The 25,381-nt window shown below is 70.9% G+C and carries 29 protein-coding genes; 16 read left to right on the forward strand and 13 right to left on the reverse strand.

The window, feature by feature from the left end:
* Nucleotides 1-154 precede the first annotated feature (154 nt).
* Nucleotides 155-784, reverse strand: a complete 630-nt coding sequence (locus tag NKG98_RS14715; protein ID WP_254766692.1) for a class I SAM-dependent methyltransferase — start codon at nucleotides 782-784, stop codon at nucleotides 155-157.
* Between the two features lie 106 nt (nucleotides 785-890).
* Here NKG98_RS14715 and NKG98_RS14720 point away from each other — a divergent pair, with 106 nt between their 5' ends.
* Complete coding sequence (locus tag NKG98_RS14720; protein ID WP_254766698.1) at nucleotides 891-1,274, forward strand: DUF302 domain-containing protein; 384 nt, start codon at nucleotides 891-893, stop codon at nucleotides 1,272-1,274.
* A 1-nt stretch (nucleotide 1,275) separates the two neighbouring features.
* Here the strand turns inward: NKG98_RS14720 and NKG98_RS14725 are convergent, their stop codons facing one another.
* Both NKG98_RS14725 and NKG98_RS14730 read right to left on the reverse strand, forming a co-directional pair.
* The gene (locus tag NKG98_RS14725) at nucleotides 1,276-1,548 is read right to left on the reverse strand and encodes a hypothetical protein (RefSeq protein WP_254766700.1); all 273 of its coding nucleotides are present in this window, start codon (nucleotides 1,546-1,548) and stop codon (nucleotides 1,276-1,278) included.
* Between the two features lie 164 nt (nucleotides 1,549-1,712).
* On the reverse strand, nucleotides 1,713-2,273 hold the full coding sequence (locus NKG98_RS14730; protein WP_254766702.1) for a helix-turn-helix transcriptional regulator: 561 nt from the start codon (nucleotides 2,271-2,273) through the stop codon (nucleotides 1,713-1,715).
* A gap of 183 nt (nucleotides 2,274-2,456) precedes the next feature.
* Between NKG98_RS14730 and NKG98_RS14735 the strand changes: the two genes are divergently transcribed.
* The gene (locus NKG98_RS14735) at nucleotides 2,457-3,167 is read left to right on the forward strand and encodes a DUF2270 domain-containing protein (protein ID WP_254766703.1); all 711 of its coding nucleotides are present in this window, start codon (nucleotides 2,457-2,459) and stop codon (nucleotides 3,165-3,167) included.
* 3 nt (nucleotides 3,168-3,170) lie between these two features.
* Here NKG98_RS14735 and NKG98_RS14740 read toward each other — a convergent pair whose 3' ends face one another.
* Nucleotides 3,171-3,818, reverse strand: coding sequence for a helix-turn-helix domain-containing protein (locus tag NKG98_RS14740; RefSeq protein ID WP_254766705.1), 648 nt, complete (start codon nucleotides 3,816-3,818; stop codon nucleotides 3,171-3,173).
* 107 nt (nucleotides 3,819-3,925) lie between these two features.
* Here NKG98_RS14740 and NKG98_RS14745 point away from each other — a divergent pair, with 107 nt between their 5' ends.
* The gene (locus tag NKG98_RS14745) at nucleotides 3,926-5,224 is read left to right on the forward strand and encodes a hypothetical protein (protein WP_254766707.1); all 1,299 of its coding nucleotides are present in this window, start codon (nucleotides 3,926-3,928) and stop codon (nucleotides 5,222-5,224) included.
* A gap of 1 nt (nucleotide 5,225) precedes the next feature.
* Here the strand turns inward: NKG98_RS14745 and NKG98_RS14750 are convergent, their stop codons facing one another.
* The 8 genes from NKG98_RS14750 to NKG98_RS14785 all read right to left on the reverse strand — a co-directional run bounded on the left by NKG98_RS14750 (nucleotide 5,226) and on the right by NKG98_RS14785 (nucleotide 11,770).
* The gene (locus tag NKG98_RS14750) at nucleotides 5,226-6,464 is read right to left on the reverse strand and encodes a M20 family metallopeptidase (protein ID WP_254766709.1); all 1,239 of its coding nucleotides are present in this window, start codon (nucleotides 6,462-6,464) and stop codon (nucleotides 5,226-5,228) included.
* 4 nt (nucleotides 6,465-6,468) lie between these two features.
* Nucleotides 6,469-6,873, reverse strand: a complete 405-nt coding sequence (locus NKG98_RS14755) for a helix-turn-helix domain-containing protein (protein WP_254766711.1) — start codon at nucleotides 6,871-6,873, stop codon at nucleotides 6,469-6,471.
* 98 nt (nucleotides 6,874-6,971) lie between these two features.
* A complete protein-coding gene (locus tag NKG98_RS14760; RefSeq protein WP_254766713.1) occupies nucleotides 6,972-8,000 on the reverse strand; it encodes a sulfite exporter TauE/SafE family protein in 1,029 nt (342 codons plus the stop codon).
* A 3-nt stretch (nucleotides 8,001-8,003) separates the two neighbouring features.
* Nucleotides 8,004-8,153 (reverse strand): DUF7512 family protein, encoded by a 150-nt coding sequence (locus tag NKG98_RS14765; RefSeq protein ID WP_254766715.1) that lies wholly within the window; start codon nucleotides 8,151-8,153, stop codon nucleotides 8,004-8,006.
* Nucleotides 8,154-8,405: 252 nt separating this feature from the next.
* Entirely contained in the window at nucleotides 8,406-9,572 is a 1,167-nt protein-coding gene (locus NKG98_RS14770; protein WP_254766717.1) for an inorganic phosphate transporter, read from the reverse strand.
* Nucleotides 9,573-9,610: 38 nt separating this feature from the next.
* Nucleotides 9,611-10,069, reverse strand: a complete 459-nt coding sequence (locus tag NKG98_RS14775) for a YeeE/YedE family protein (protein ID WP_254766719.1) — start codon at nucleotides 10,067-10,069, stop codon at nucleotides 9,611-9,613.
* A 1-nt stretch (nucleotide 10,070) separates the two neighbouring features.
* On the reverse strand, nucleotides 10,071-10,562 hold the full coding sequence (locus NKG98_RS14780; RefSeq protein ID WP_254766720.1) for a YeeE/YedE family protein: 492 nt from the start codon (nucleotides 10,560-10,562) through the stop codon (nucleotides 10,071-10,073).
* Between the two features lie 11 nt (nucleotides 10,563-10,573).
* Nucleotides 10,574-11,770, reverse strand: coding sequence for an MBL fold metallo-hydrolase (locus tag NKG98_RS14785; protein WP_254769481.1), 1,197 nt, complete (start codon nucleotides 11,768-11,770; stop codon nucleotides 10,574-10,576).
* Between the two features lie 250 nt (nucleotides 11,771-12,020).
* On the opposite strand from NKG98_RS14785, the gene NKG98_RS14790 reads away from it, so the two are divergent.
* On the forward strand, nucleotides 12,021-12,266 hold the full coding sequence (locus NKG98_RS14790; RefSeq protein WP_254766721.1) for a sulfurtransferase TusA family protein: 246 nt from the start codon (nucleotides 12,021-12,023) through the stop codon (nucleotides 12,264-12,266).
* Between the two features lies 1 nt (nucleotide 12,267).
* Nucleotides 12,268-12,849, forward strand: a complete 582-nt coding sequence (locus NKG98_RS14795) for a DsrE/DsrF/DrsH-like family protein (RefSeq protein ID WP_254766722.1) — start codon at nucleotides 12,268-12,270, stop codon at nucleotides 12,847-12,849.
* A 120-nt stretch (nucleotides 12,850-12,969) separates the two neighbouring features.
* Here NKG98_RS14795 and NKG98_RS14800 read toward each other — a convergent pair whose 3' ends face one another.
* Nucleotides 12,970-13,605, reverse strand: coding sequence for a helix-turn-helix domain-containing protein (locus tag NKG98_RS14800; RefSeq protein WP_254766723.1), 636 nt, complete (start codon nucleotides 13,603-13,605; stop codon nucleotides 12,970-12,972).
* 196 nt (nucleotides 13,606-13,801) lie between these two features.
* Here NKG98_RS14800 and NKG98_RS14805 point away from each other — a divergent pair, with 196 nt between their 5' ends.
* Genes NKG98_RS14805 through NKG98_RS14855 form a run of 11 tightly spaced genes read left to right on the forward strand, consistent with a single transcriptional unit; the run spans nucleotide 13,802 to nucleotide 25,377 of the window.
* On the forward strand, nucleotides 13,802-14,398 hold the full coding sequence (locus NKG98_RS14805; protein WP_254766724.1) for a hypothetical protein: 597 nt from the start codon (nucleotides 13,802-13,804) through the stop codon (nucleotides 14,396-14,398).
* Complete coding sequence (locus NKG98_RS14810) at nucleotides 14,395-15,042, forward strand: Rieske (2Fe-2S) protein (protein WP_254766725.1); 648 nt, start codon at nucleotides 14,395-14,397, stop codon at nucleotides 15,040-15,042. The genes NKG98_RS14805 and NKG98_RS14810 overlap by 4 nt, the downstream gene beginning before the upstream one ends.
* The gene (locus NKG98_RS14815; RefSeq protein ID WP_254766726.1) at nucleotides 15,042-16,463 is read left to right on the forward strand and encodes a cytochrome b; all 1,422 of its coding nucleotides are present in this window, start codon (nucleotides 15,042-15,044) and stop codon (nucleotides 16,461-16,463) included. Before NKG98_RS14810 ends, NKG98_RS14815 begins: the two co-directional genes overlap by 1 nt.
* Nucleotides 16,456-16,692, forward strand: coding sequence for a DUF8120 family protein (locus NKG98_RS14820; protein ID WP_254766727.1), 237 nt, complete (start codon nucleotides 16,456-16,458; stop codon nucleotides 16,690-16,692). Before NKG98_RS14815 ends, NKG98_RS14820 begins: the two co-directional genes overlap by 8 nt.
* A complete protein-coding gene (gene narG, locus NKG98_RS14825; protein ID WP_304612841.1) occupies nucleotides 16,685-19,729 on the forward strand; it encodes a nitrate reductase subunit alpha in 3,045 nt (1,014 codons plus the stop codon). Before NKG98_RS14820 ends, narG begins: the two co-directional genes overlap by 8 nt.
* A complete protein-coding gene (narH, locus tag NKG98_RS14830) occupies nucleotides 19,726-20,811 on the forward strand; it encodes a nitrate reductase subunit beta (RefSeq protein ID WP_254766728.1) in 1,086 nt (361 codons plus the stop codon). Before narG ends, narH begins: the two co-directional genes overlap by 4 nt.
* Nucleotides 20,804-21,631: an ethylbenzene dehydrogenase-related protein gene (locus NKG98_RS14835; RefSeq protein ID WP_254766729.1), complete on the forward strand. Its 828-nt coding sequence runs from the start codon at nucleotides 20,804-20,806 to the stop codon at nucleotides 21,629-21,631. Before narH ends, NKG98_RS14835 begins: the two co-directional genes overlap by 8 nt.
* Nucleotides 21,632-21,633: 2 nt before the next feature.
* Nucleotides 21,634-22,359 carry a molecular chaperone TorD family protein gene (locus NKG98_RS14840; RefSeq protein ID WP_254766731.1) on the forward strand — a complete coding sequence of 242 codons (726 nt, stop codon included), beginning with the start codon at nucleotides 21,634-21,636 and terminating at the stop codon, nucleotides 22,357-22,359.
* A complete protein-coding gene (locus NKG98_RS14845; RefSeq protein WP_254766733.1) occupies nucleotides 22,356-23,243 on the forward strand; it encodes a DUF8068 family protein in 888 nt (295 codons plus the stop codon). The genes NKG98_RS14840 and NKG98_RS14845 overlap by 4 nt, the downstream gene beginning before the upstream one ends.
* Nucleotides 23,240-24,079 (forward strand): HEAT repeat domain-containing protein, encoded by an 840-nt coding sequence (locus NKG98_RS14850; protein ID WP_254766735.1) that lies wholly within the window; start codon nucleotides 23,240-23,242, stop codon nucleotides 24,077-24,079. Before NKG98_RS14845 ends, NKG98_RS14850 begins: the two co-directional genes overlap by 4 nt.
* Nucleotides 24,080-24,081: 2 nt before the next feature.
* Complete coding sequence (locus NKG98_RS14855; RefSeq protein WP_254766737.1) at nucleotides 24,082-25,377, forward strand: P-loop NTPase; 1,296 nt, start codon at nucleotides 24,082-24,084, stop codon at nucleotides 25,375-25,377.
* Nucleotides 25,378-25,381: the final 4 nt, after the last annotated feature.

The following is a 25,381-nucleotide window of genomic DNA, read 5'->3' on the forward strand; positions in this document are numbered from 1 at the left end:
TTCGGCCGACCGGGCGTCTCGTGGGCTACGAAGGGGAGTTACGGGCGATACGCTATCGGTGGATGGGTTCGGGGCCCGTGCACGTAATTACCGAGGGGCACGCCCGACGGTCGCGAGATTGTACGAACTGTGAGATACCGACCTCGAACGCCGATCAGGCCGGGACGCGAAAGCGCGCGAAGTAGCCGATCCGGGTGCCGACCCGCTCGTCGAACCGGAACCCCGCGCGCTCGGCGCGTTCCCGGAGGGTTTCCGACGGGACGAAGTGCGGGTCGGGGAGCAGTTCGCCGACGACGAGGCGACCGCCCGGTCGCAGCACGCGGCGGAGTTCCCGCAACGCTCGCTCCCCGTCGGGGACCTCGCCGAGGACGGTGACGAGGTACGCGCCGTCGAAGCCGTCGTCGGCGTACGGGAGCGCCCGCGCGTCGCCGTGGACCGGTTCGAGGCGCCCGCCCCGGTCGCGGGCCCGCTCGCACGCGCGATCCAGCATCGGCCGCTGGACGTCGAGGGCGTGCAGCGTCCCGTCCGGTTCGAGCCACCGCGAGACGGGAACCGCGTAGTAGCCCGTCCCCGGGCCGACTTCGAGGATGCGCTCGCCCGGCCGCGGGTCCAGCACCTCGCGCAGTCGCGACCGGGTGACGATCGGCCGCGGGAGGTCGAGCCAGCCGCGCTGGGAGTAGGGACACGGCGACGGGTTCCGCCGCCACCGGAGCGCGGCGACTCCGGCCAGCAGGGCGAGCGCCGACAGACCGCCGAGCAGTCGGGTCGTACGCCGGGAGGCCATCGGCGGGGCGTTCGTCCCGGGCGGGCAAATCCCTTGGGTCCGGCGCTCGGCCGACGTTGCGAGTTCCGGGTCAACGGTGATCCGCCGCCGAGGCGTCTTGCACGGTGTGTCCTACACTCTGAACGAACGGGTCGAGGGCGAGTTCGACGACGTCGTCGCGGAGACGGTCGACGCGCTCGAAGCGGAGGGATTCGGCGTTCTCTGTGACGTCGACGTGCGCGAGACGCTCACGGAGAAACTCGGCGAGGAGTTTCGCAACTACCGGATTCTGGGCGCGTGCAACCCCGGACTGGCACACGAGGGGCTGGAAGCGGAGATCGAACTCGGGGCGTTGCTCCCGTGTAACGTCGTCGTCTACGAGGACGACGGTGACGTCGTCGTCAGCGCCGTCGACCCCGTGCAACTGCTCGACGTCGTGGACGACCCCGCGGTCGATCCGATCGGCGAGGACGCCCGCGAACGGTTCGAGCGCGCGCTCGCGGGGCTGTAGTCTAGCAGTTCGCTCCCGTACCGTGAGCGGCGCCGTGGCCCTCGTTCACGTGCTCACCCGGCGCGTGGTCGGCCGCGTGCACGCCGGGGACGTGGTCGCCCGCGTGTTCGGCCATCTGTCCGTACGCCCACGCGAACCGCTCGCCGCTCCCGTCCATCGCGCGGTCGGGCCCGTCGGCGGACGCGTTCGTCTCGGCGGTCACGACGGTCGCGGCCGCGAGGACCGCGACGACGACCGCGAGGATCAACAGCAGGCGCGTAGTTGTGGAGTTCATCACGTTTCACCTCGGGCGTAGCTACGCGGGGGCCGTAGTTACGGCTGTGGGCGCGAACTCACTCCGGAGACCGTCCGAGAACGTTTTTGCGGCGATTTAATCGTTTCTTTCACCGAAGATCGTTCGTCCGGGTCGGATTCGGCCGTCTCGTCCCGGCGGGCCGATCAGGGCCGCCCTTCGAGGCGGTCGGCGGGGTAGATGCGGTACGTCCGGCCCTGGGGCTCCCGGTACAGCAGTCCCCGCTTCTCCAGATCCGTGACGGTCTGGCTGACCTTGCTCTTCGAGAAGTCGGCGCGGTCCCTGAGTTCGATCTGGGTCAGCCCGGGCGATTCGAGCACTGGCTCTACGATCCGGCGCTCGTCGTCCGGCAGGACGTCGAGCACCCGCTCGGCGGCCGACGACGCGGACGAGCGGCCCGCGTCCGCGTCGTCGGCGTCCACCGATTCGTCCTCGCGCGGCGTTCGGCCCGTTCCGGCGGGGGCGGCCGGAACGACCTGATCGCGGACGACGAGGTAGACGCCCGCGACGACGCTCGCGACGAGGACCGTCCCGAGGAGGTACCACGCCGGGTGGGTCCCGTGCATCGCGGCGCCGCCGCCCATGTGCCCCATGGTCTCGTCGAGCGCCGCCCACCGGCGGTAGGCCCCCCACGTCGCGACCCCGCCGACGAGGAGGACCGCGCCGACCACGAGGGCGGCCGCGAGGTCGGTTCGGTTCCGGTTCACGGCTCGACAGTTATCGCCGACGGGCCCTACCTCTTGCGTTCGACGGACGCCGGGAGCGCCGCCGTCCGCGAGCGGGCGGCGATACCGGCCCGCTCGCGCCCGGACTCGGCCGGGTACCCGGACCGACCTTGAGCCGGCGCGCCCCACGCCTTTGCCCGTCGGCGGCGTAGGGCGGCGACGAGCATGGACGCGGACAGAGACTCGGCGAAGGACGTCGACCCGACCGACGCCGACCACCGGGAGGTCGGCAGCGGACTGCTCGAAACCGACATGGGGCCGAGTTCGGCGGTGGCACACCTCTACCGCGGGGAGATCCACCGGATGCGATTCTGGCGCGAGCGGCTCGATCAGACGACCTACTGGGCGATCGTCATCATGAGCGCGATCCTGACGTGGACCTTTTCGAGCCAGAACAATCCCCACTACGTCCTGCTGTTCGGCGCGGCGTCGCTGGTGGCGTTCCTGGTCATCGAGGCACGACGCTACCGCGGCTACGACGTCTGGCGCGGGCGCGTCCGCACGCTCCAGCGGAACGTCTTCGCCTACGGGCTCGACCCCTCCGCCGGCGTCGAGGACCCCGAGTGGCGGCGGCGGCTGAGCGAGGACTACCGGCGGCCGGCGATGAAGATCGCCGCCGAGGAGGCGATCGCACACCGCCTGCGCCGGGTCTACCTGCTGCTGTTCACGATCATCCTCGGCGCGTGGGCCGTCCGGGTCGCCGCCTTCGCGGACGCGCCGTGGCCCCAGAGCGCCGCAGTCGGGGAGATTCCGGGCCTCGCGGTCACCGCGGTCGTCGCCGTCGGCTACCTCCTCGCGCTGGCCGTCGCGCTCCGGCCCCGTCGCTGGCAGGCCGAGGACGAACTCCACTCGCGGGACGTCGGCCGGAATCGGTGACCGTCACGGCCGCGGCGCGACGTGTTCCTCGACGAACCAGCGGGCGATCTTCCCCTCCGCCCGGTGGAGGACGTCGCTGCAGGTCGCCTTCGAGACGTCGAGGACGTCCGCCACCGCCGTGAGCGTCGTCCGGCGGGGGACGTCGTAGTAGCCCTCCTCGAGGGCGACGAGGAACACCTCCCGCTGGCGGTCGGTCAGGAGGTCGTCGTCGCGGTCGCCGTCGACGTCCCGGACGTACTCGATGCGGTAGGCGATGCCGCTCTCTTCGAGGTGCGTCCCGAGTTCGGAGAGGCGCTCGCCGCTGGTCGTCAGTTCCCACGTGGCCTCGCCGTCGCGGATCTCGAACGGCGTTTCGAGTGGCACCCCCGCGCGGACCGTCGGCGCGAGCAACGCCGGGTTCGTCGCCTCGATCTGGAGCAGCGCCGCGTCGCCGCGCTTCCAGAGCAACTCGAGTTCGCGGACGTCCTCGCACTCGGCGGCGGCCGAGAGTACGGGCACCGGGTTCGACGCCGCCACCTCGATCACGCCGACGGCGCCGGACGGCGCCGTCAGCAGCGAGATGACGCGGAAGGTGACCTCGGGCCAGGCCGTCGACACCTCGTGAATCCAGAGCTCCTCGGGGACCGAGACGACGAGTTTCGCGCGGGGCATACCCGTCGGTCGGTGACGCGCGGGCGTAGGAGGTGTTGCTAACATGTTCGACCGACCGTGTGATGTTCGCGGGAACGGCTACGCCGCTTCGGTTCGGACGGGTACGTATGTCGGAGTCAACGTCGGAGCGGGACGGCAGCCGCGAGCCGTCGCTCCCGACGACGCCGTTTCACGTCCTCGGGATCGCCTTCCTGCTGGCCGGGTTCGCGCTCGCCCTCTACCAGGGGCTCCAGGAGTTCGCCCTCGTCCCCCGGGTGTCGTGGATCACGTGGACCCACATCCACTTCGTCACCGTCGGGGCGTTCACCCAGTTGCTGTTCGGGACGCTCCCGCGGCTGACAGCCCGGCGGCTCGGAGTCGAGTCGCCCTCGCGGCGGTACGAGCGGGCGAGTTTCCTCGGGCTGAACGCCGCGTTGCTCGCCGCGTGGTACGGTCGGGCGTTCGGCGAACCGCTCTGGTTCGACGTCGGCCTCGCGACGCTGTGGCTGCTCACCCTCGCGCTGCTGGTCGTCCTCCTCGCGACGGTCCGTCGCGCCGGCTGCGCTCGCGACCCCACGATCGGCTTCTACCTCCTCTCGCCGCTTGTCTACCTGATCGGCCTCACCTTCGCGTTCGGGCTGTTCAGCCACGCGTGGGACCTCCCCGGCGGCTGGTACGGCCTCCGCGAGGGCCACGTCCACGCCAACGCGTGGGGCTTTCTCGGGCTGGCCGCGATCGGCACGCTGTACGACGTCTTCCCGCGGCTCGTCGACCTCGACGCCGACGTGGGCGTCGACCGACTGCGGCGCTACTCGTTCCCGCTGTTCGCGGTCGGCATCCTCCCGCTGGCGTTCGGCCCGGTGCTCGGCATGGGGCGGACGGTCACCGCCGCCGGACTCCTGCTGTACGCCGTCGGCTACCTCCTGTACGTCGCCTCGCTCGTCCGGGCCTATCGCGCGGGGACGCCGAACGGCACCGCGCTGTGGGTACTCGTCGCGCAGGCGTGGATCCTCGGCCCCGCGGGGTTCGCCCCGTTCATCCTCTTCGGGGTCCCCCTCGGCATCCCCGATGCGTGGATCGAGACCGGCGCGCTGCACTTTTTCTTCCTCGGGTGGGCGCTCCCGGTCGCGCTGGCCGGCGCGTTGCTGTACGTCGGTAGCCGGGAGGGGCCAACCGACGGCGCCGGCTACGGCGGCCACCCCCTCGTCCCCGACGGCGGCGTGCCGTCCGTGGTCGGGGCGCCGACGGTGCTGGCCTGGAACGTGGCGGTGTTGCTGATCGGCGTCGGCTTCTTCTATCAGGATCAGGCGTGGTCGGCGTCCCTGCACGCGGTCGGCTACGCCGTCGTCCTCGCGGTCTGGGGGTACTACCTCGCGCGGATCGCGGGCCGGTGGCGGACGGCGCGCGCCGTCGCGGCGACCGCCTGAGTCAGTTCCGCCCCGCGAACGCCTCGGGGAGGCGGGCGTACGCCTCGGCGGTCGCGGCGAGGGCGTCGACGGTGGTGTACTCGTCGCAGGCGTGGGCCGTGTCGGTCGCGACCGCGAACTCGACGGTCGGGATGCCGGCGTTGCGCAGGCGCTTGGCGTCGCCGCCGCCGGTCGCGCTGCGCCGATATACCCGCTCGTCGAGGACCGCCCGCGCGGCGGTCGTCGTCGCGGCGACCACCGGCGACTCCGGGTCCTCGTAGGTGCCGATGCTCCAGCTGACGTCCGCGACGGAGACGCCGCCGTGGTCGTCGAGCCACTCGCGGACCGCCGCGAGCACGTCGGGCGTCTCGACGCCGGCGGTCAGCCGGACGTCGAGTTCCGCGCGGGCGGCCCGGGGGACGCTGTTGACGCTCTCGCCGCCCTCGATCGTCCCGAGGTTGACCGTCGGCCGCTCGAACAGCCGTCGGGCGGTCGTCTCGCCCATCGACCGCGCGTAGTAGTCGACGGACTCCTCGACGATCGGCTCGACGGCCGGCGGGATCGGCGGCGAGCGCTCCGCGAGGCGCGTCCGGACCGTCTCGACGGCCGCCCAGAGCCGGTCGATCGCGTTCTCGCCGAGCATCGGCCGCGAGCCGTGGGCGGCCTCGCCCGTCGCCTCGAGGGTCAGCCAGATGCTCCCCCGGTCGGCCACCGTGATCGACGGGGGGCCTCCGGTGGCCGTCGGCTCGCCGATCACGCACGCGTCGGCGTCAAGCCGGCCGGCGTCGAGCAGCGCGCCCACGCCGGCGTCGCCGCCGACCTCCTCGTCGGCGACGAACGCGAACGCGAGGGTCACCGGCGGCCGCGTTCCGGCTTCGACGTACGCGCGGGCGACGTGGAGCATCGCGGCGATGGCACCTTTCATGTCGGTCGCGCCGCGGCCGTAGACGCGGTCGCCGACCCGCTCGCCGAGCGGGTCGAACGACCAGCCGTCGGGGTCGACGGGGACGACGTCGAGGTGGCCGAGAAAGAGCAGGGTCTCCTCGCGCTCGCCCGGGAGCGTCGCGAGCAGGTTCGGCTTCGCCGGGTCGGCGGCGACGCGTTCGGTTTCGAGGCCGAGGTCGGCGAGAGACGATTCGAGCCAGCCGACGACCTCGCGGGTGTCTCCCGGCGGGTTCGTCGTGTCGAACCCGAGGAGGTCGAGCGTCGTCGCCGCGAGGTCGTCCTCGTCGGGTCGACGGACCGCTTCGGGGACGCTCACGGGTCTAGCCGTCGACGGCGACGGGGCGTTCGTCGGCCTGCTCGTACTTGTCCTCGAACTCCTGGATGAGCTGGCCCATCTTGGCGTACCAGTCGTTGAGCAGCCGCTGCATGTCGTCTGCGATCTTCGACGGGTCCGTCGGCGAGTAGACGTGGTAGTAGCCGCCCTGATCGTAGTTGACCTGCTCTTTCTGGATGAATCCGGCGCCGAGCAGCCGCTGGATCGATCGGTAGGTCGTCGAGCGTTCCCGGTCGACCGCCTCGGCGACGTCGTCGATCGTCAACGGCTCGTCGCTCTCGACGAGCACCTGAAAACACTCCTTGTCCAGCTGTTTCAACCCGTGGAAACACTCCAGTAACCCCTCGCACACCATCTCCTGTCGTAGTTGTTCGGCCATCGAATCCGGCATTTTCCCGTTTCGAGGTAGGAGCTACGGGGGCATAAGGGTTTTGTGAAAACTGTGCAATTCTGGACGCGCCGCCCGCGGGTGGGGGCGCGGCGACGCGATCAGTCCGCGGTCGCGACGGTTCCCTGCGACTCCTCGCGGAGGGTGGAGATCGTGCTGACGATGACGGCGCCGCTGACCATGATCGCCGACAGGAAGATCAGCCCCAGACCGACGGTGTTCAGGATCTCGATGCCGAGGTAGTCGCCGAGTTGCTGGAAGGCGACGGCGACGCTGCCACCGAGCAGCATCAGGCCGAAGTAGACCTTGATGTCGCCCTCGTCGACGATGCTCGTCGAGGCCGACCCGATGCGCGCGCCGAGGGCGCTGCCCGCGAGCAGCGGGGCGACGATCGAGAGGTCGACGCCGCCGTCCATCGCGTAGAGGTACGAGCCGATCCCGCCCGAGAAGACGATCTCGAACAGGTCGGTCCCGACCGCGACGGGGACGGGGACCCCGATGAGGTAGAACATCGCGGGCATGCGGATGAAGCCGCCGCCGACGCCGAGGAAGCCCGAGAGGACCCCGGTGGCGAAGGCGACGCCGAGGACCATCCACAGCGACACCTGAATGCCGCCGCGGATCGTCATCATCGGCGGGACGCGGTACGACTGGATCGTCTTCGCGATGTCCGGGATGTCGTCCGGATCGATCTCGGCGTCGGGGTCGTGGCCGCCGCCGCCACCGCCGTCGCCTTTCAGCGCGTTGCGGGTGACGAAGAGGCCGATGCCGCCCAGCAACAGGACGTACGTGACCCCGATGACGGAGCCGGCGAGGCCGAGGTCTTCGAGGTAGTAGACGCCCATGCGCCCGACTTCGATGCCGACCGCGGTGCCGAGGATCATCAGGCCGCCGAGTTTGTAGTCGACCTGCCCGAGGTCGTGGTGTTTCAGCGTCGCGATGACCGCCGTCCCGAAGACGAACGCCATGCCGCTACCGACGGCGACCGGGGCGGGGTAGCCCATCACGAGCAATGCGGGCGTGACGAGGAACGACCCCCCCATCCCGAAGAAGCCGAACAGGACCCCGACCATGAACCCGAAGCTGACGAACACCGTCAGCATCGTCGTGCTAATTCCTAGTGGATCCATCGATCACTCACTCGAAAGTTTTTCGACCACGGTCCGTCCGGCTACTCGTTCGATGGCGCCGTACCCAACGTAGAGGACGATGGCCTCCACGAGGACCGTGCCAACGAGCGTCGCTGCTTCCATGCTCAGCCCGAGCGATTCGCCGCCGATCATAGGTGACGATCACCCGAGCCGTTCCGTTCCGGTTGTGTACGGATCATGCTTTTCTGCTCAACATCCCCTAACCGGGTGGTGTTAATAACGCTTTTGGGAAATGTGCACAATATTACTACGAGGAATCTCATCGCTATCCAATGGGAATATCGGAATAACTTATGCAGATATAGCTCCCGTTCGACTCCCCGCGCGATCCGCCGAGAACGGGCCCGAATTCGCTCGCGCGCGCCTGTCGGCGCGGCGACGGGTTTACGCCGGCGCCGCGGCGATCATCGCGACGTAGCCGACGACGAACGCCACGACGAACGAGCCGGCCCACGCGGCGCCGGTCAGGAGCAGTTTCCGCCGGCTCACCCCGGAGCGGCCGCCGACGGCGTAGCCGCTGCCGACGATGGCGCTCACGACGATCTGGTTGAACGAGACCGGGACGCCGATCAGCACCGCGGTCTGGGCGATGAGAAACGACGGCACCAGCGTCGAGATCGATCGGCGCGGGCCGAGCGAGGAGTAGTCCTGCGAGAGCGACTTGATCATCCGCGGCGCGCCGGTCCACGAGCCGATCAACAGTCCGAGGCCGCCGCCGGCGAGCGCCGCCGTCGCCGGGAGCGCCACCTGGTCGAGCAAGGGCAGCAGGGGGCCGACCGCGAGCCCGACCTGACTGCCGCCGGCGGAGAACGCCACGAGCGCGCCGAGGGCGAGCAGGAACCCCCGCAGGGCCCCCGCCTGGTCCCGGACGACCGCCTGCCGGAGGGCGAGCGCGACCGCGCCGGCGGCGACGACGGTGGCGACGACGCCGCCGGGAACCGCCGCCGGGAGGTGCGTCCGGCCCGCGCCCGCGAGCGACCCGCTCGCGCCCGGGAGCGTGAACTGGAGGTTCGCGAGGACGGCGGCCACGAGCGCGCCCAGCAGCGGCACGCTGACGCGTTCGGGGACGTCGGACCGGGGCAGGAGGCTCGCCAGCCCGTAGGCGATGCCGCCGCCGACGACGGGCGTGAGCGCCCACATCGCGCCGATCTGGCGGTACTTCGGCCACGCGGGGTCGCCGCCGAGCGCGAGGCCGACGCCGACGACCGCGCCGGTGACGGTAAACGCCGTCGCGATCGGGTAACCGGTGTAGATGCCGACGGCCATGAGCCCCGCGCCGACCGCGAGCGCGACGATGACCCCCGCCGCCGGCAACTCGACGCCGGTGACGAGCCCCCGGCCGACGGCGTCGGAGACGTTGCCGCCCTGGGTCGCCGCCCCGAGGAAGCCGAAGACGCCGACGACGAACGCCGCGCGCATCGTCGAGATGGCGTTCGCGCCGACGGCGGGGGCAAACGGCGTCGCGCCGCTCGACCCGGCGCCGATCACCCACGCCATGAACGCGCTCGCGGCGGTCGCGAGCAGAAACAGGACGAGTGTCGTTAGTTCCATCTGCGTAATAGAAGTGACCGCGTCGGTCGTCGCGGCGATCAGTCGGCGCCGGTCGGCGCGGCCTCGTCGACGGCCTGCCGACTGCGCCAGACCCCCTGGAGGTACGCGCCGGCGAACATGCCGGCGAGCGCCCAGAGGATGGTGACGTTACCGATGCCGAGGCTGGCGTAGGCGGCGCCCGGGCAGATGCCCGACAGCCCCCAGCCGACGCCGAAGACCGCGCCGCCGATCAGGACGTTGCGGTCGAACGACTTCAGCCGGCGGCTGTAGGCCTTCCCGGTCAGGGGCGCGGGCTTGCCCAGCCGCGGCATGATCGCGAAGGCGATGCCGGTGACGATCGCCGCGCCGAACATGACGAACAACAGCCCGAAGTCGGTGAACTGGAGGAAGTCCAGTACGACCTCGGGGCGGGCCATGTGGCTGAAGCCGAGGCCGAACCCGAAGATCAGGCCGCCGACGAGGATCAGCGGCATGAACAGGGGGTGGCGGTCGCTCATGCTACGGACTCACCCCCAGCGCGGCGACCAGTTGCGCGGTCACGATCGCGACCGTCAGGAACGTGATCACGCCGACGATCGACGTCTTCGACGCGGAGCCGACCCCGCAGACGCCGTGACCCGACGTACAGCCCTTGCCGATGCGGGTGCCGATCCCGACGAAGAGGCCGCCGAGCAGCAGCCGCCAGGGCTGGACGTCGGTCGTCCACGCGCCGCCCTGCCAGAAGACGGCGTAGACCGCCGCTCCGAGGACGATCCCCACCGAGAAGACGACACGCCAGTCCCGCGAGGCGCGGTACCGCTGGAACCGCGACTGGTCGGAGACGTACGACAGCGTCGACTCGAGGAACGTGCTGGCGCCGGCGATGATCCCGGTCCCGAGGTAGATGACCGCCGCGCCGAGGCCGACCAGCAGCCCCCCTACGGCGTACCGATAGATGCCGTTAGGGAACGGCTGATCGACGAGCGCGAGCGGGACGATCTCGGCTACCATTTGCAGTCCGATCAGTCACCCGTCAGGGCGTCCTGGCTGGCTGCGCAGTTGTTCGGGCCGAGTTCGAGGGTGAACGCTTCCTCCTCGTCGTCGACGTCCTGCTGGCCGAGGTTCGTCGGGATGATCTCCTCGTAGTTGGCCGGCCGCGGCGGCATGTCCGAGAGGATCAGCTCGACGAAATCGTCCTCGTCCATCGTCAGCGCGTCCATCTCCTCCTCTAGCTGGCCGATCGGCGCGGTGTAGGTGCCGTCGTCGGCGGCCTCGGCCGCGTCGCTGAAGTGCGCGCCGCCGATCAGGGTCTCGTCGGGCAGGGTGAGCACGCGCTCCTGGAGCGACTCGTAGAGCTGGCGCGCGGCGTCGGGTGCGCCCTCGTCGCCCTCTTCGAGGTCGGGGCGGGCGACGCTCTCGGTGAACAGGCCGTCGCCGGTCGCCAGCAGTTCGCCGTCGATCAGGTAGGAGGTCATCCCGGAGGTGTGACCGGGCGTGTAGACCGTCTCGATCGTCGCGTCGCCGACCGCGAACTCGTCGCCGTCGTCCGCGAGGGTCACGTCGTCGGCGTAGGTGACGCCGCGGTCGACCGACGCCTCGGGGATGACGCCTTCGACGCCCTCGGCGTCGAGGTCGCGGACGCCCGAGAGGTGGTCGGCGTGGATGTGCGTGTCGATGGCGTAGGTCAGGTCGACGCCGAGTTCCTCGGCGTCTTCGAGGTAGCGGTCGGTGAACGCTCGCAGGGGGTCGATCACCGCGGCCTCGTCGCCGTCGACGAGCAGGTACGCGAGACAGCCGCTGGAGGGGCGCTGGTACTGGTAGAGCGTGCCGGCGCCGTCGTAGCGGCCGACCTCGACGCGCTCGTAGATCGAGGCCCAGCCGTTCATGCCCTCCTCGAGGTGGTGTACGTCGTAGTCGCGCTCGGCGAGCGCGCCGGCGACGTACTCGCTGGCGCCGCCTTTCGCACACAGCACCGTGACCTCGCGGTCGTCGGGGATCTCGGCGAGGACGTCGTCGTCGATCTCGTCCTCGAGGAACTCGAAGTACGGGACGTTGATCGACTCGACTGTCTCGCCCTCGATGCGCCACTCGTCGTAGTCCGACGTCATCCGCGTATCGAGGATCGTGACGTCCTCTCCCTCATCAATACGGTTTTTAAGCTCTTCGGGAGCGACCGATTCGACGGGAACATCCGGAGTCGGGAAGTCCATGTCGTCCATGTTGTGCATCCGGGTGTACTGGACGGACCCACATAAGAGTTTGCATAGTATTTCCTTGATTACGCAATACTAACGATCGGCCATGACGGAGCGACCGCGCTCGAACTCGGCGCTATCACACGATCTTTGGCGTACACGCGAACTAGTAGAACTGTACGGCTGTTCGGTCCACCTGCAAGAACCGACATTCTTTTATTGGATGCACCGTTATTGTGCGGTAGCTCCAATACAGAGCAACCACGAACCAACTATGAGCACGGAATTCAACGTCACGGAGACGCTCGACGTGAAAGGCGCATCGTGTCCGATGCCGGTCGTGAAGACGAAGAACGCGATCGACGACCTCGGCGAGGGCGACGTCCTCGAGGTCCTGGCGACCGACTCGGGCAGCATGAGCGACATCCAGGGGTGGGCCGACGGTACCCCCGGCGTCAGCCTCCTCGATCAGGTCGAGGACGGCGACGTCTACAGACACTACGTCGAGAAGACCGAGTGAAATGAGCACGGAGACGGACGAGTCCGGCGGGGAACCCGAGGCGCTCGACGAGGACGCGCTCCGCGCGCGCGTCGAGGAACTCGACGACCGGCTGGCGGAACTCGAAGCGGCAACGGGCGACGAGCAGAAGAAGATGACCATCGTCGCCACGAAGGGGAGTTTCGACATGGCCTACCCGCCGCTGATCCTCGCGAGTACGGCCGCCGCCTTCGGCTGGGAGGTCGTGGTCTTCCACACCTTCTGGGGGCTCGACATCCTCCACGAGGAGAAGTCGAAGAACCTCAAGCTGAGCGCCGTCGGCAACCCGAACATGCCGATGCCGAACGCGCTCGCGGCCCTGCCGGGGATGGACTCGATGGCGACGAAGATGATGCAAAAGCGCATCGACGAGAACGGCACCGCGACGATCGAGGAGCTGATCGAACTCTCGCTCGAAAGCGGCGTCGACCTGCAGGCCTGCCAGATGACCATCGAGCTGATGGAGTACGACGAGGACGACTTCTACGACGGCGTCACCACCGGCGTAGGCGCGGCGACCGCGCTCCAGCACATGGCCGAATCCGACGTCCAGTTGCTGGTCTGAGACGTTCCCGGTGACGCGACCTCCCGGTAGCACCGAGTTCCGACCACCGCGGCCGCGGCGAGCGCGGGCGCGAGTCCGAACGGTTCGAGCCGACGTCCGTACCCGATTCTGCCGTCCGCGTCACGCCTCCAGGACGTGATCCAGTAACTTCGCCTGGGCGGTCGCGAGGTGTTCTCTGAACGTCGCCGACGAGATTTCGAGTTCGGCGGCGACCTGCGCGGCGTTGGCCGAGCGCGGGTGCGCGAAGTACCCCATCTCGTGGGCGGTGTGGAGGACCTGTCGTTGCCGGGCGGTCAGGCCGCTTCCGTCGAGGACGAGCGGACCGTCGTCGCTCCGGTCGGGACCCGATCGGGTCAGCCGCCGGATCGCCACGTCGTCGAACGCCCGATCGAGTTCGCTCACGACGTCGCGGACCTCGTCGACGTCGCTCGCGTAGAACGAGAGCACGAGCGCGCCGTCGACGGCGTGGACGTCCCACACCGGGTGGCCCGTCTCCTCGACGACCTCGCAGACGCACCCCTGGCGGGCCTCGCGAGCGTACTGGTAGACGGTCCGCGAGTCGTACGAGAACGCCTCCTCGAACTCGCGGGCGGTGACCTCGGCGTCGGTGGCGAACTCCTCGATCACCCGCCCGGAGCGGTCGGCGGGCGCGCTCCGGGCGACGTCCGTGACTCGCGCGCCGTCCGTCGTCAGGGGGGCGAGCTGGCAGTGTTCGGGGCTTCCGACGTACACCTCCACCCGGATCCTCGACGCCATGGGGTGGTCTGCCCACGTCCGGCCGCATAAAGGGCCACGGTAGCGTGGGGGCCGTCATATCCCCGTCCGCGGCTTCACGTAGCGGTGTGACAGTACGGCACCTGCGGGTCCTCGTGCGCCCGCCGTCCGGGCGGCTCACCGGCGGATCCGTGGAGCGCCCGCGACGCCCGGCCGGCGCCGTCGACGGAGGGGCGCGATGAGGCGGGAACTCCTCGTTATCGGCGCGGTAGTCGCCAGCGTACTGCTGCCGATGTGGTTCGTCGCGATGCAGGGCGAACCGCCGTCGGAGGAGATCGCGATCGATCGGAGCGTCTCCGACATCCGGCCGCTCGACGGGTTCGTCGACGCGCCGAACAAGCTCTCGCCGAGTCAGGTCGGCACGATCGTCTGGATCGCGCTGTTCGCGCTCGTCGGCGTCCTCGCCGCCGCCCACCGGTTCATGAACTACGCCGTCCGCCCGAGCGCCGAGCGGACCGAGGGGGCGGCGGAGACCGACGGCGGTCGGACCGGCACGTCCTGGCTCGCGACGGACGAACGCTGGGTCGTCGAGTACGCCCGCCCCGCCGAACAGGCCGAGGGGCTGATCGCCATGGCCGGGTTGACGATCGTCGCGATCGTCTTCGCCGCGCTGTTCATCGGCGAGTACCTGACGCTCGCACGCACCCAGTACTTCGGCGTCTACGCCGCCGCGATGTTCCTCGCGCTCGCCGGGTCGACCGTCGCCTACTACGCGTGGTTCATGCCCCACGTCGAGGTGGCCGAGTACCGCGACCACCGCCGGGGTGAACGATGAGCGACGACGCCGACGGCTCGCGTCCGGGCTGTCCCGGTGAGTGCGAGGGGACGTCGGCGCCCCGGCGGCCGTCGCTGTTCACCGACGACCGCGCCGAACTGGGCAGGCGCGACGTCGCGAAGGTGCTCGCGACGATCGGCGGGCTGACCGCCCTCGGGAGCCTCGCCGTCCCGCTGGCGGGGCTGACGCGCGTGTTCGAGCGCGGCTACAGCGGCCCGATCTACGGCGACGGCGTCGCCCTCGTCGACGAGGAGGGCGAACCGGTCGACGAGAACGCGCTCGCCGTCGGCGAGCACATGACCGTCTTCCCCGAGCCGCGACCCGGGATCGCCGACGCGCCCACGCTGCTCGTCCGCTTCGAGGAGGACGCCTACGGCGGCGAGACGAAACTGGAGTTCACCATCGGCGGCTACGCCGCCTACTCGAAGGTCTGTCCGCACGCGGGGTGTATGGTCTCCGACCGGGACGACTCGGTCCTCGTCTGCCCGTGTCACTCCGGCAAGTTCGACCCCCTCACGGGCGCCGAGGTGGTCGGCGGCCCGCCGCCGCGGCCGCTCCCCCAGCTTCCGCTGACGTTCTCGGCGGAGGGCGCGCTGATCGCCGCGGGCGACTTCGACGGGGCCGTCGGCCCCGGTGGTGGGTGATGGCCGCCGACGGGCGGTCCGCGACCGGGCGCGTCGTCGACGCCGGCAGACGCGCCTACGGCTGGGTCGACGCCAGGCTGGACCTCGACCGCGACGCGACGCTGCTCGGAAAGGCGTTCCCCGCCGAGGACTCGTTCCTGCTGGGCGAGGTGGCGCTGTTTTGCTTCCTCGTGCTCGTGCTGTCCGGGATCTTCCTCGGCTTCTTCTTCGAACCGAGCACGACCGAGGTCGAGTACGAGGGAAGCGTCGACGAGTTCCAGGGCGAGGAGCTTCCGGCCTCCTACGTCAGCGTCCTGAACGTCACCTACGACGTCCCCTTCGGCATGTTCCTCCGGCGGATACACCACTGGGCGGCGCACTTCTTCGTCGCCTCGCTGGGGTTGCACATGTTGCGGGTGTTCTTCACCGGCGCCTACCGCAACCCCCGGGAGCCCAACTGGCTGGTCGGGAGCGGCCTCGCGGTGCTCGCGATGGGCGCCGCCTACACGGGGTACGCGCTGCCCTACGACGAGTTCGCCAGCACGGCGACCGGAATCGGGTTCAACGTCGTGCAGTCGATCCCGGTGATCGGGGAGACGTCGGCCGACATCGTCTTCGGCGGACGATTCCCGTCGAGCGCGACGATCCCGCGGCTGTACTTCCTGCACGTGCTCGTGATCCCGGCGACGATCGGCGTGCTCCTGGCGGCGCACCTGTGGATCCTCGTCCGGCAGAAACACACCGAAGCGCCCCGCGACGGCGACGTGACCGGCGGGGACGAACGCGTCGACCGGGACGACGACGGCGTCGTCGTCGGGCTGCCGGCGTACCCGAACCAGACGGCGGTGAGCGCGGTCGTCTTCTTCCTGACGCTCGCGGCGCTGTCGCTGCTCGCGGGGTTCCTGCCGGTCCACAACGTCGCCGAGTACGGGCCGAACGACCCCGCCTCGACGCCCGAACTCATCATGCCCGACTGGTTTCTCATGTGGGGGTACGGCTTCCTGAAGCTGATCCCCTCCTGGATGAGCTTCGACGTCCCGCTGGTCGGCGTACACGTCAGCTCCGAGTTCCTCGGCGGCGTCGTCCTGCCGGGGCTTGTCTTTCTCGCCGTGTTCGTCTGGCCGTTCGTCGACTACGAGTCGGAGCCGACTCACTTCACCGCCGACCCGCTCGAACGCCCCTGGCAGACCGCGGTCGGGGTCGCGGGCGTCGTCTTCGTGATGATCGCCTCGCTGGCCGGGATGGACGTGATCCTCGCCGACGTCCTCGGGACGGACTCGACGGCGCTGCACGCGCCGCTGACGGTGGCGCTGTTCGTCGGACCGCTCGTCGCCGGCGCGATCACCTACTGGACGCTCGGCGGGTTCGGCGAGGAGGGTGGGGGCGGCGACCCGGTAGCGGCCGACGGCGCCGGTGACGAGGAGGTGACCGGCGGTGAGTGAGGGCGAGCGCCGGGCCGTCGCGCTCTCGCCGCGCGCGTACGGCTGGCTCGACCGGACGACGAAGCTTCTCGGCGTGGCCCTCGTCGGGGCCGGCCTCGAGGTCGGCGGCGGCACCGCGGGCGGGGTGATCCTCGCGGTCGCGGGCGCTGCAGCCGCGCTCGCGACCGTCTTCGTACAGCGAGACGACGAACGGGACCGATCGACCGACGGAGATCCGACGAATGAGTGATCGAGAGCACGACACCGAGGAGGCGAACCGCGAGGAAACCGACCGCAGTCGCGCGACCGCCGACCGGCGATCGTTCCTGCAGGGGATCGGCGCGAGCGCCGTTCTCGGCGCGACGGGCGGCGCGCTGGCCGACGACCTGTTCGCGATGGAGCGGCTACAGGTCGTCGACGACCCCATCGGCAACTACCCCTACCGCGAGTGGGAGGACCTCTACCGCGAGAAGTGGGAGTGGGACGACGTCGCGAGGAGCACCCACAGCGTCAACTGCACGGGGTCGTGTTCCTGGGACGTCTACGTCAAGAACGGACAGGTGTGGCGCGAGGAGCAGGCCGCCGACTACCCGACGTTCGACGACGACCTCCCGAACCCCAACCCGCGTGGCTGTCAGAAAGGCGCCTGCTACACCGACTACGTCAACGCCGACCACCGCATCACCACCCCGCTGCGCCGAACCGGCGAGCGCGGCGAGGGCAAGTGGGAACAGCTCTCGTGGGACGAGGCGCTGACCGAAATCGCCGAGAAGGTCGTCGACGAGGTCGAGGCGGGCAACTACGACGCCATCTCGGGGTTCACGCCGATTCCGGCGATGAGCCCGGTCTCCTTTGCCTCCGGCTCGCGGCTGCTCAACCTGCTGGGTGGGGTCTCACACTCGTTTTACGACTGGTACTCGGACCTGCCGCCGGGGCAGCCGATCACGTGGGGCGTCCAGACCGACAACGCCGAGAGCGCCGACTGGTACAACGCCGACTACCTGATCGCCTGGGGCTCGAACGTCAACGTCACCCGGATCCCAGACGCCAAGTACTTCCTCGACGCGGGGTACAACGGCACCAAACGGGTCGGGATCTTCACCGACTACTCGCAGACGGCCATCCACTGCGACGAGTGGCTCTCGCCGGACCCGGGCACCGACTCGCTGCTGGCGCTCGGGATGGCCCGGACCATCGTCGAGGAGGACCTCTACGACGAGGCCCACCTCAAAGAACAGACCGACATGCCACTGCTCGTCCGCGAGGACACCGGGAAGTTCCTCCGGGTCGCCGACGTGCCGGGGCTGGGCGGGGACGTCGACCGTCCCGAACACGCGATGGTCATGCGCGACGGGGGCGGCGACCTCCGCGTCGCGCCGGCGTCGCTTGGCGACCGCGACGGCAAGAACGACCCCGACGCGAGCATCGAACTCGGCTTCGACCCGCGACTCGACGTCGACGGGACGGCCGAGACGGGGGACGGAAGCGTCGCGGTGCGGTCGGTCTGGAACCGCCTGCGCGAGGAACTCGACGAGTACACGCCGTCGTACGTCCACGAGGAGACCGGCGTCGGCGAGCGGACCTACCAGCGGGTCGCCCGGGAGTTCGCGACGGTCGACCGGGCGAAGATCATCCACGGCAAGGGCGTCAACGACTGGTACCACAACGACCTCGGCAACCGCGCCATCCAACTGCTCGTCACGCTGACCGGCAATCTGGGTCGTCAGGGGACCGGCCTCGACCACTACGTCGGACAGGAGAAGATCTGGACCTACGAGGGGTGGCAGAAGCTCACGTTCCCGACCGGGGACGTCCGCGGCGTCGCGACCGCGCTGTGGACCTACTACCACGCCGGCATCCTCGACCGGGTGGAGACCGGAACCGCCGAGCGGATCGAGGAGGCGATCGATCGCGGGTGGATGCCGCTGTACCCCGAGGAGCGCGAGGACGGCTCGCGACCCGACCCGAGCGTCCTGTTCGTCTGGCGTGGCAACTACTTCAACCAGTCCAAAGGCGGCGCGGCGATCCAGGAGAACCTGTGGCCGAAACTCGACCTCGTGGTCGACGTCAACTTCCGGATGGACTCCTCGGCGCTGTACGCCGACATCGTGCTCCCGACGGCGAGCCACTACGAGAAGTACGACCTGTCGATGACGGACATGCACACGTACGTCCACCCGTTTACCCCCGCCGTCGAACCGCTCGGCGACGCGAAGTCCGACTGGCAGATCTTCCGCGACCTCGCGGCGAAGATTCAGGAACTCGCCCGCGAGCGCGGCGTCGAACCCGTCCCCGATCGGTCGTTCGACCGCGAGATCGATCCGACCACCGTCTACGACGACTTCGTCCGCGACTGGGAGACCGGCGAGGAGGGCGCTCTGGAGGACGACCGCGCGGCCTGCGAGTTCATTCTCGAACACTCCGAGGAGACCAACCCGGAGGGAAGCGACGAGCGGATCACCTTCGAGGACACCGACGAGCAGCCCCGGCGGTTCCTGGCGGCGAGCGACCACTGGACCTCGCCGATCGAGGACGGCGAGGCGTACACCCCCTGGAAGCGGTTCGTTCGGGGGAAACGCCCCTGGCCGACGTACACGGGTCGCCAGCAGTACTACATCGACCACGACTGGTTCCTCGACTTCGGCGAGGAGTTGCCGACGTTCAAGGCGCCGCCCGAGCCACAGGACCCCGAGGAGTATCCGCTGCGGTACAACACGCCCCACGGCCGGTGGTCGATCCACTCGACGTGGCGCGACAACGAGACGATGCTCAGGCTCCAGCGGGGCGAGCCGCTGGTCTACCTCCACCCCGAGGACGCCGCCGAGCGCGGCATCGAGAACGGCGACACGGTCAGAGTCTACAACGGCTTCGACTCGGTCGAGTTGCAGGCGAAGATCTACCCGAGCAGCGAACCGGGCGTCGCGCGGATGTACTTCGCCTGGGAACGGTTCCAGTTCCCGAACCGCGGCAACTTCAACACGCTCGTCGGCATGTACCTGAAGCCGACGCAACTGATCCAGTACCCGGAGGAGACCGGCGAACACCTCTCGTTCGTCCCCAACTACTGGGGGCCGACCGGGGTGAACAGCGACGCCCGCGTCGAGGTCGAGTTCGTCGAGGCCGGCCCGCGCCGCGAGGAGGGCGGCGAGGACGTGCCGGACGGGCTGTCGGTCCCCGAGGCCGCCGCGGAGGACGCCGGCGACGGTAACGAGACGGACGCCGGAAACCGGACGGACGCCGACGGCGCCGACAACGCGACCGAGGGCGAGGGAGGTGAGGGGACGTGAGTTCCGACGGCGACCCCGCCTTCCAGGTCGACCTCGCCGACGGCATCGACCACCAGGTCGCGATGGTGATGGACCTGAACAAGTGCATCGGCTGTCAGACCTGCACGGTCGCGTGCAAGACGCTGTGGACCCGCGGGGGCGGCCGCGAGTACATGTACTGGAACAACGTCGAGACCCGACCCGGCGAGGGTTACCCTCGCGACTGGGAGGGCTCCGGCGGCGGCTGGCAGGGCGACGATCCGGACGGCGAGGGCGGCCAGCCCCCCGAAGAGCGCAGCGTCGGCAACGTCCGGCCCAAGCGCGACTTCGGCGGCGACTGGGCGTTCAACCACGACTCGGTGTTCTACGACGGAACCGACGAACCGCTGCGCCCGCAGGCCGACCCCGAGTGGGGGCCCAACTGGGACGAGGACGAGGGCGGCGGCGAGTACCCCAACTCCTACTACTTCTACCTGCCCCGGATCTGCAACCACTGTACGCACCCCTCCTGCGTCGAGGCCTGTCCGCGCTCGGCGCTGTACAAGCGATCCGAAGACGGCATCGTGCTGGTCGACCAGGAGCGCTGTCGCGGCTACCGCTACTGCGTCGAGGGCTGTCCCTACGACAAGGTCTACTACAACGCGATGACCAAGCTGTCGGAGAAGTGCATCTTCTGTTACCCCCGCATCGAGGGGGCGGGTCCCGACGACGAGGTCCACGGCCCCGCCTGCGCGACCGAGTGTCCGCCACAGCTACGGTTCGTCGGCTTCCTCGACGACGAGGACGGCCCCATCTACCGGCTCGTCGAGGAGTGGGAGGTCGCCGTGCGCCTCCACCCTGAGTACCGCACGCAGCCCAACGTGTACTACATCCCGCCGTACGCCCCGCCCCAGCACAACGACGACGGCGAGACCGTCGACGTCGACCGCATCCCCCGCGAGTACCTCCGCGAACTGTTCGGCCCGGCGGTCAACGACGCGCTCGACACCATCGAACGCGAGCGCGAGACCGTCATGCAGGGCGGCGAGAGCGAACTGATGGAGCTGCTGATCCACACCGACTACGCCGAGCAGTACCGCCTCGAGGTGTTCGACGGTGACTGACGGCGGGCGCGCCCGCGGGTTCGCCCCCCTCGTGGTCGCCGTGGCGGTCTGTCTCGTCGCGTTCACCGTGCTCGTCCCGACGCTCGGCGAGGGGCGCCCGGCAAACGAGATCGCGCTCGTCGACCTCTCGGACGACCGCGACCCCGCCTCGCCGACCGCCGAGGCGTGGGACGACGTTCCGACGACGGACGTGCCGATGGCGAGCGCGCAGGCGGACGTCCCGAACGCCGAGGACGTGACCGTCGAGTCGGTCGCCGTCGAGGCCGCCAGCACCGACGACCGGCTGTACCTCCGGCTGTCGTGGAACGACTCGACCGTCGACGACGAGAGCGGCGCGCCCGAGGCGTTCGCGGACGCGGTCGCGGTCCAGTTGCCCACCGACGGCACCGAACAGCCCCCGATCACGATGGGCGGCGACGACAACACCGTGAACGTCTGGTACTGGAACGCCCGGGCGGGCGGACAGGAACTGCTCGCCGGCGGCCCGGGGACGACGACGGCGCTGGGGAACTCGACGGTCGAGACCGAGGCGGTCCGCGACGGCGACCGCTGGCGCGTCGTCTTCGTGCGCGACCGCACGGTCGACGGGGCCGACAACCGGACGGCGATCGGCGGCGACCGCGACGTCGACGTCTCGCTTGCGGCCTGGAACGGGTCGAACGCCGAGCGAGCCGGCCAGAAGAGCGTCAGCGAGTGGTACTACCTCCCGTTCGGGCCGGGCCCGGCGGGGCCGCCATACGAGGCGATCCTCTGGACGGTCGCCGGCCTCGCCGTCGCCGTCGTGATCGCCGTGACCATCCTCGGCGTCAGGAGGACCTGACCGTGAGCGAACGCACGGACCGGGACGTCGGCGGGTTCGAGGTGGACGAGCCAGCGGCCGCCCGCGGTGCCCTCTACGCGCTGCTGGCACGCGGGTTCGAGGCGCCGGGCGAGCGGTTCGCCGCGGCGGCCGCCGACGGGACGCTCGCGGCGACGTGCGAGCGCCTGCTCGCGGCGTCCGCCCTCGACGTCGACGCCCCGACCCTCGACACCGCGGACGACCGCCGGACGCTCCAGGCACGCTACAACGACCTGTTCGTCACCGGCTACGTCGAGTACGAGGACCGCACCGACGGCACCCTCGACGCGACCGGGCCGGCCGTCTCGCTGTACGAGTCGTCCTACCGGTCCGACGTCGCCTGGACCGACGTCAACCTCGACCTCGCGCGGGCGTACGAGTACTTCGGGCTCGCCGTCGACGAGTCGCGCCGGGAGCACCACGACCACCTCCGACTCCAACTGGAGTTCGCGGGGTACCTCGCCCGGCGGGAGGCGGCCGTCTCGGCGGACGCCGCCGGCGCGAGGCTCGACCTGCACGACCGCCACCTGCGGTACGTCGCCGCGGGCGTGGCCGAGCGCCTCGACGCCGAGCCGGGAACGGGCCTGTACGGCGACCTCGGACGGCTCCTGGACCGGTTCACGGCGGCCGATCGGGCGGACCTCGTCGAGCGCCTCGACGACGGCGGCGTGGGCGCGGGCCGCCCCGACGCCGGGGGTGGCGACCGGTGAGTTCCCGCTCGCTCGGCGCGGACGCGGCCGCGTTCGTCCGGCTGGTCGAACGCGCCGGCGACCGCGCGCGCACGGCCCTCCCCCTCTCCGTCCGGGAGGGCGCGGGGGCGCTCGCGCTCGCGACCGTCGGCGCGGCGCTCCTCGTTCGGCTGGTCGTCGAGGCGCCGGTCGACGGCGCCCCGGTCGTCGGCCTCCGGAGGCCGGCCGCCGCGGCCGCCCTCGCGGGGACGGCGGTCGCCGCGCTCGGGCTGGCGACCGTCGCACGACGCGACGCGGGCGCGTTCGGCCTCGTCCTCGTCGCCGTCTTCGCCGGGGCGGCCGCGGCCGACGACGCGGCCGTCGTGCCGGCGACGGGCGCGCTCCTCCTTGGCGCCGCCGCGGTCGTCGCCCCCGCCCTCGAACGGCGGCCGAACGACCTCGCGGCCCCCGCCGTCGCCGCCCTCGCGCTCGTCGCGCTCGTCGCGTCGGCACTCGCGTTCCTGGGGATCGAACCGCCGTCGCTGCGCCCGCTCGGCTCGCGCGCGTGGCTGCTCGCGCTCGCGGCCCTCGGCGGCGTCGCGCTCGAACGCCGGGACGGCGCCGCCGTCGCCCTCGGGCTGGTCGCCGCCGCGGGCGTCGCGTGGGCGGGAGCCGCCGCGCCCTTCGCGTTCGGGGCGGCGGCCCTGATCGCCGGCGGCGTCGTCGGCGCGCCGGGGGTCGCGGTCGCGCTCGCGGTCGGCGGCGCGGTCGCCGGCGCCGTCGCGTTCGCACGGGCGGGCGAGCGCGCCCGTTCGCTCGGCGCCGGCGTCCTGCTCGCGACCGGCGTCCCGGTCGGCATCGCGGCGGGGCTCGCCGCCGTCGTCGGCCTCGCGCTCGTCCGCGGACCCGGAGGTGAGCGGTCGTGAAAGACCCCGACGAGGCCACCGACGGGCCGCCGGACCCGCAACTCGACCCCGAGCGCAGCCCCGGCTTCGGGGCGGATCCGGACGGACTCGAGAGCATCGAGGTGAGCCGGCCGGACGTGACCATCGGCGAGGCGACGCCGCGGGAACTCACCGCGAGCGACACCGAACCGCTCGCCGACGAGCCGACCGAGCGCGTCCTCGCGCTGCTCTCGGGCGACGACCCGGTCGAGCGGCGGCGGGCCGCGCTCGCGCTCGCGGACGGCCCCGACGACGACGTCGTCGACGAGGCGCTCGCGCGGGCGGTCGCGTCGGACGCCGACGCGGACGTCCGCCAGTTCGCGGTCGAGGCCCTCGGCAAACGCGGCGGCGAGGTCGCGTCGGCGGCGGCACGTTCCGCGCTCGCGGACGGGAACCCGTGGGTGCGCGCGGAGGCCGTCGTCGCGCTCGACCGGATCGACCGCGAGGCCAACGCCGACGCCGTCGACCGCGCGCTCGGGGACGACCACCACGCCGTCCGGCGCAACGCGGCTATCTCCGCGTTCAAGCGCCGCGGCGAGGGCGCCATCGAGGTGTTGCTCGAACAGGCCGACGACGAGAGCGAACGCGTCCGCGAGTGGGCGGCGCACCTGCTGGCGGGCGTCGACGACGACCGGGCGCGCGAGAAACTCCGCGCGCTGGCCGCCGACGAGGCCGAAGCCGAGGTCGTCCGCGCGACGGCGGCGCGCTCGCTGGCGGCCGACCCCGCGCGCTTCCGCCGGACGTTCCGCGGCGCGCTCTCGGACCGTCGGCGGACGATGCGCGGCGAAGACGTGCTCAACCGAACGCCGGACCTGTAACCGTGACACGTGACGCACACACCCCGAACGCGAGTGGCGCCGACGAACCGGACGGCGACGTTCGAGAGCGCGTCGAGGCGGCGCTCCGGCGGGTCGTCGATCCGGACGTGGGGACGAACGTGATCGAAGCCGGACTGGTCGAACGGATCCGCGTCGACCGCGAGGCGGACGCGGCGCCGGCGGTGACCGTCGAGGTGGCCCTCGACGGGTTCGACGCTCGCGACGGCCGGTCGGTGATGGACGCGATGCTCCGGTCGGTCCGCCACGAGGGGATCGAACGGGTCCGCGTCGAGCCCGCCGCGGCACCCCCGAGCGAGGGACGGACGGCGGGCGTCGCCGGCTTCGACGCCGTGATCGCCGTCGCGAGCGCGAAAGGCGGCGTCGGCAAGTCGACCGTGGCGACGCACCTCGCCTGCGGGCTGGCCGCCGACCGCTCGGTCGCCCTGTTCGACGCCGACGTCCACGGCCCGAACGCGCCGTCGCTGCTGGGCGCGACCGGACCCGTCCGCTCGGACGACGAGGGCCACCCGCTGGCGATCGACGCCGGCGGCCTCGAGATCATGAGCGTCGGCCTGATGGAGGAGGGGGCGCCGCTGGCCTGGCGCGGCGCGATGGTCCACGACGCGGTGACGGAACTGTTCCGCGAGACGGCCTGGGAGGCGAGCGACGTGCTCGTGATCGACCTGCCGCCGGGCACCGGCGACGTCGTGTTGACGACGCTCGACGAGGTGCCGGTCGACGGCGTGCTGTTCGTGACCACGCCGTTTCACGCCAGCGTCGCCGACACCCGCCGGAGCCTCGCGCTGTTCCGCGAGAACGGCGTGTCGGTGATCGGCACCGTGCGGAACATGGCCTACAGCGAGTGTTCCCACTGCGGGGAGCGCGAACCGCTGTTCGAGCCGACGGACGCCGGAGGAGACGACTCGATCGACGCGGCGACGGTCGCCGAACTGCCGTTCGACCGCGCCCTCCAGCGGACCGCCGAGCCCGGCGTCGCGCCCGACGCCGTCGAACCGGTGGTCGAGGCGGTCGCGGACCTGCTCGGGCCGGCGGCCGTCCCCGACGCGGCCGTCGACATCAGGGGGCTGTCCCCGGGCGAACGGCGGGAACGGGTTCGAACCGCCTTCGAGTCGACCGCGCCGGGTGACCCGTTCGTCCTCGCGAGCGACCGCGACCCGTCGCCGGTACGCGGGTTCCTCGCGGACGTCGCGGGGGTCGACGAGCGCGACGGCTTCCCGAGGTTCGACGTCGAGCGCGCCTCGCTCGGGACGTGGCTGCTCCGGACGGTCAGGCCCTGACGCC

The organism is Salinilacihabitans rarus (genome assembly GCF_024296665.1).
Classification (GTDB): domain Archaea; phylum Halobacteriota; class Halobacteria; order Halobacteriales; family Natrialbaceae; genus Salinilacihabitans; species Salinilacihabitans rarus.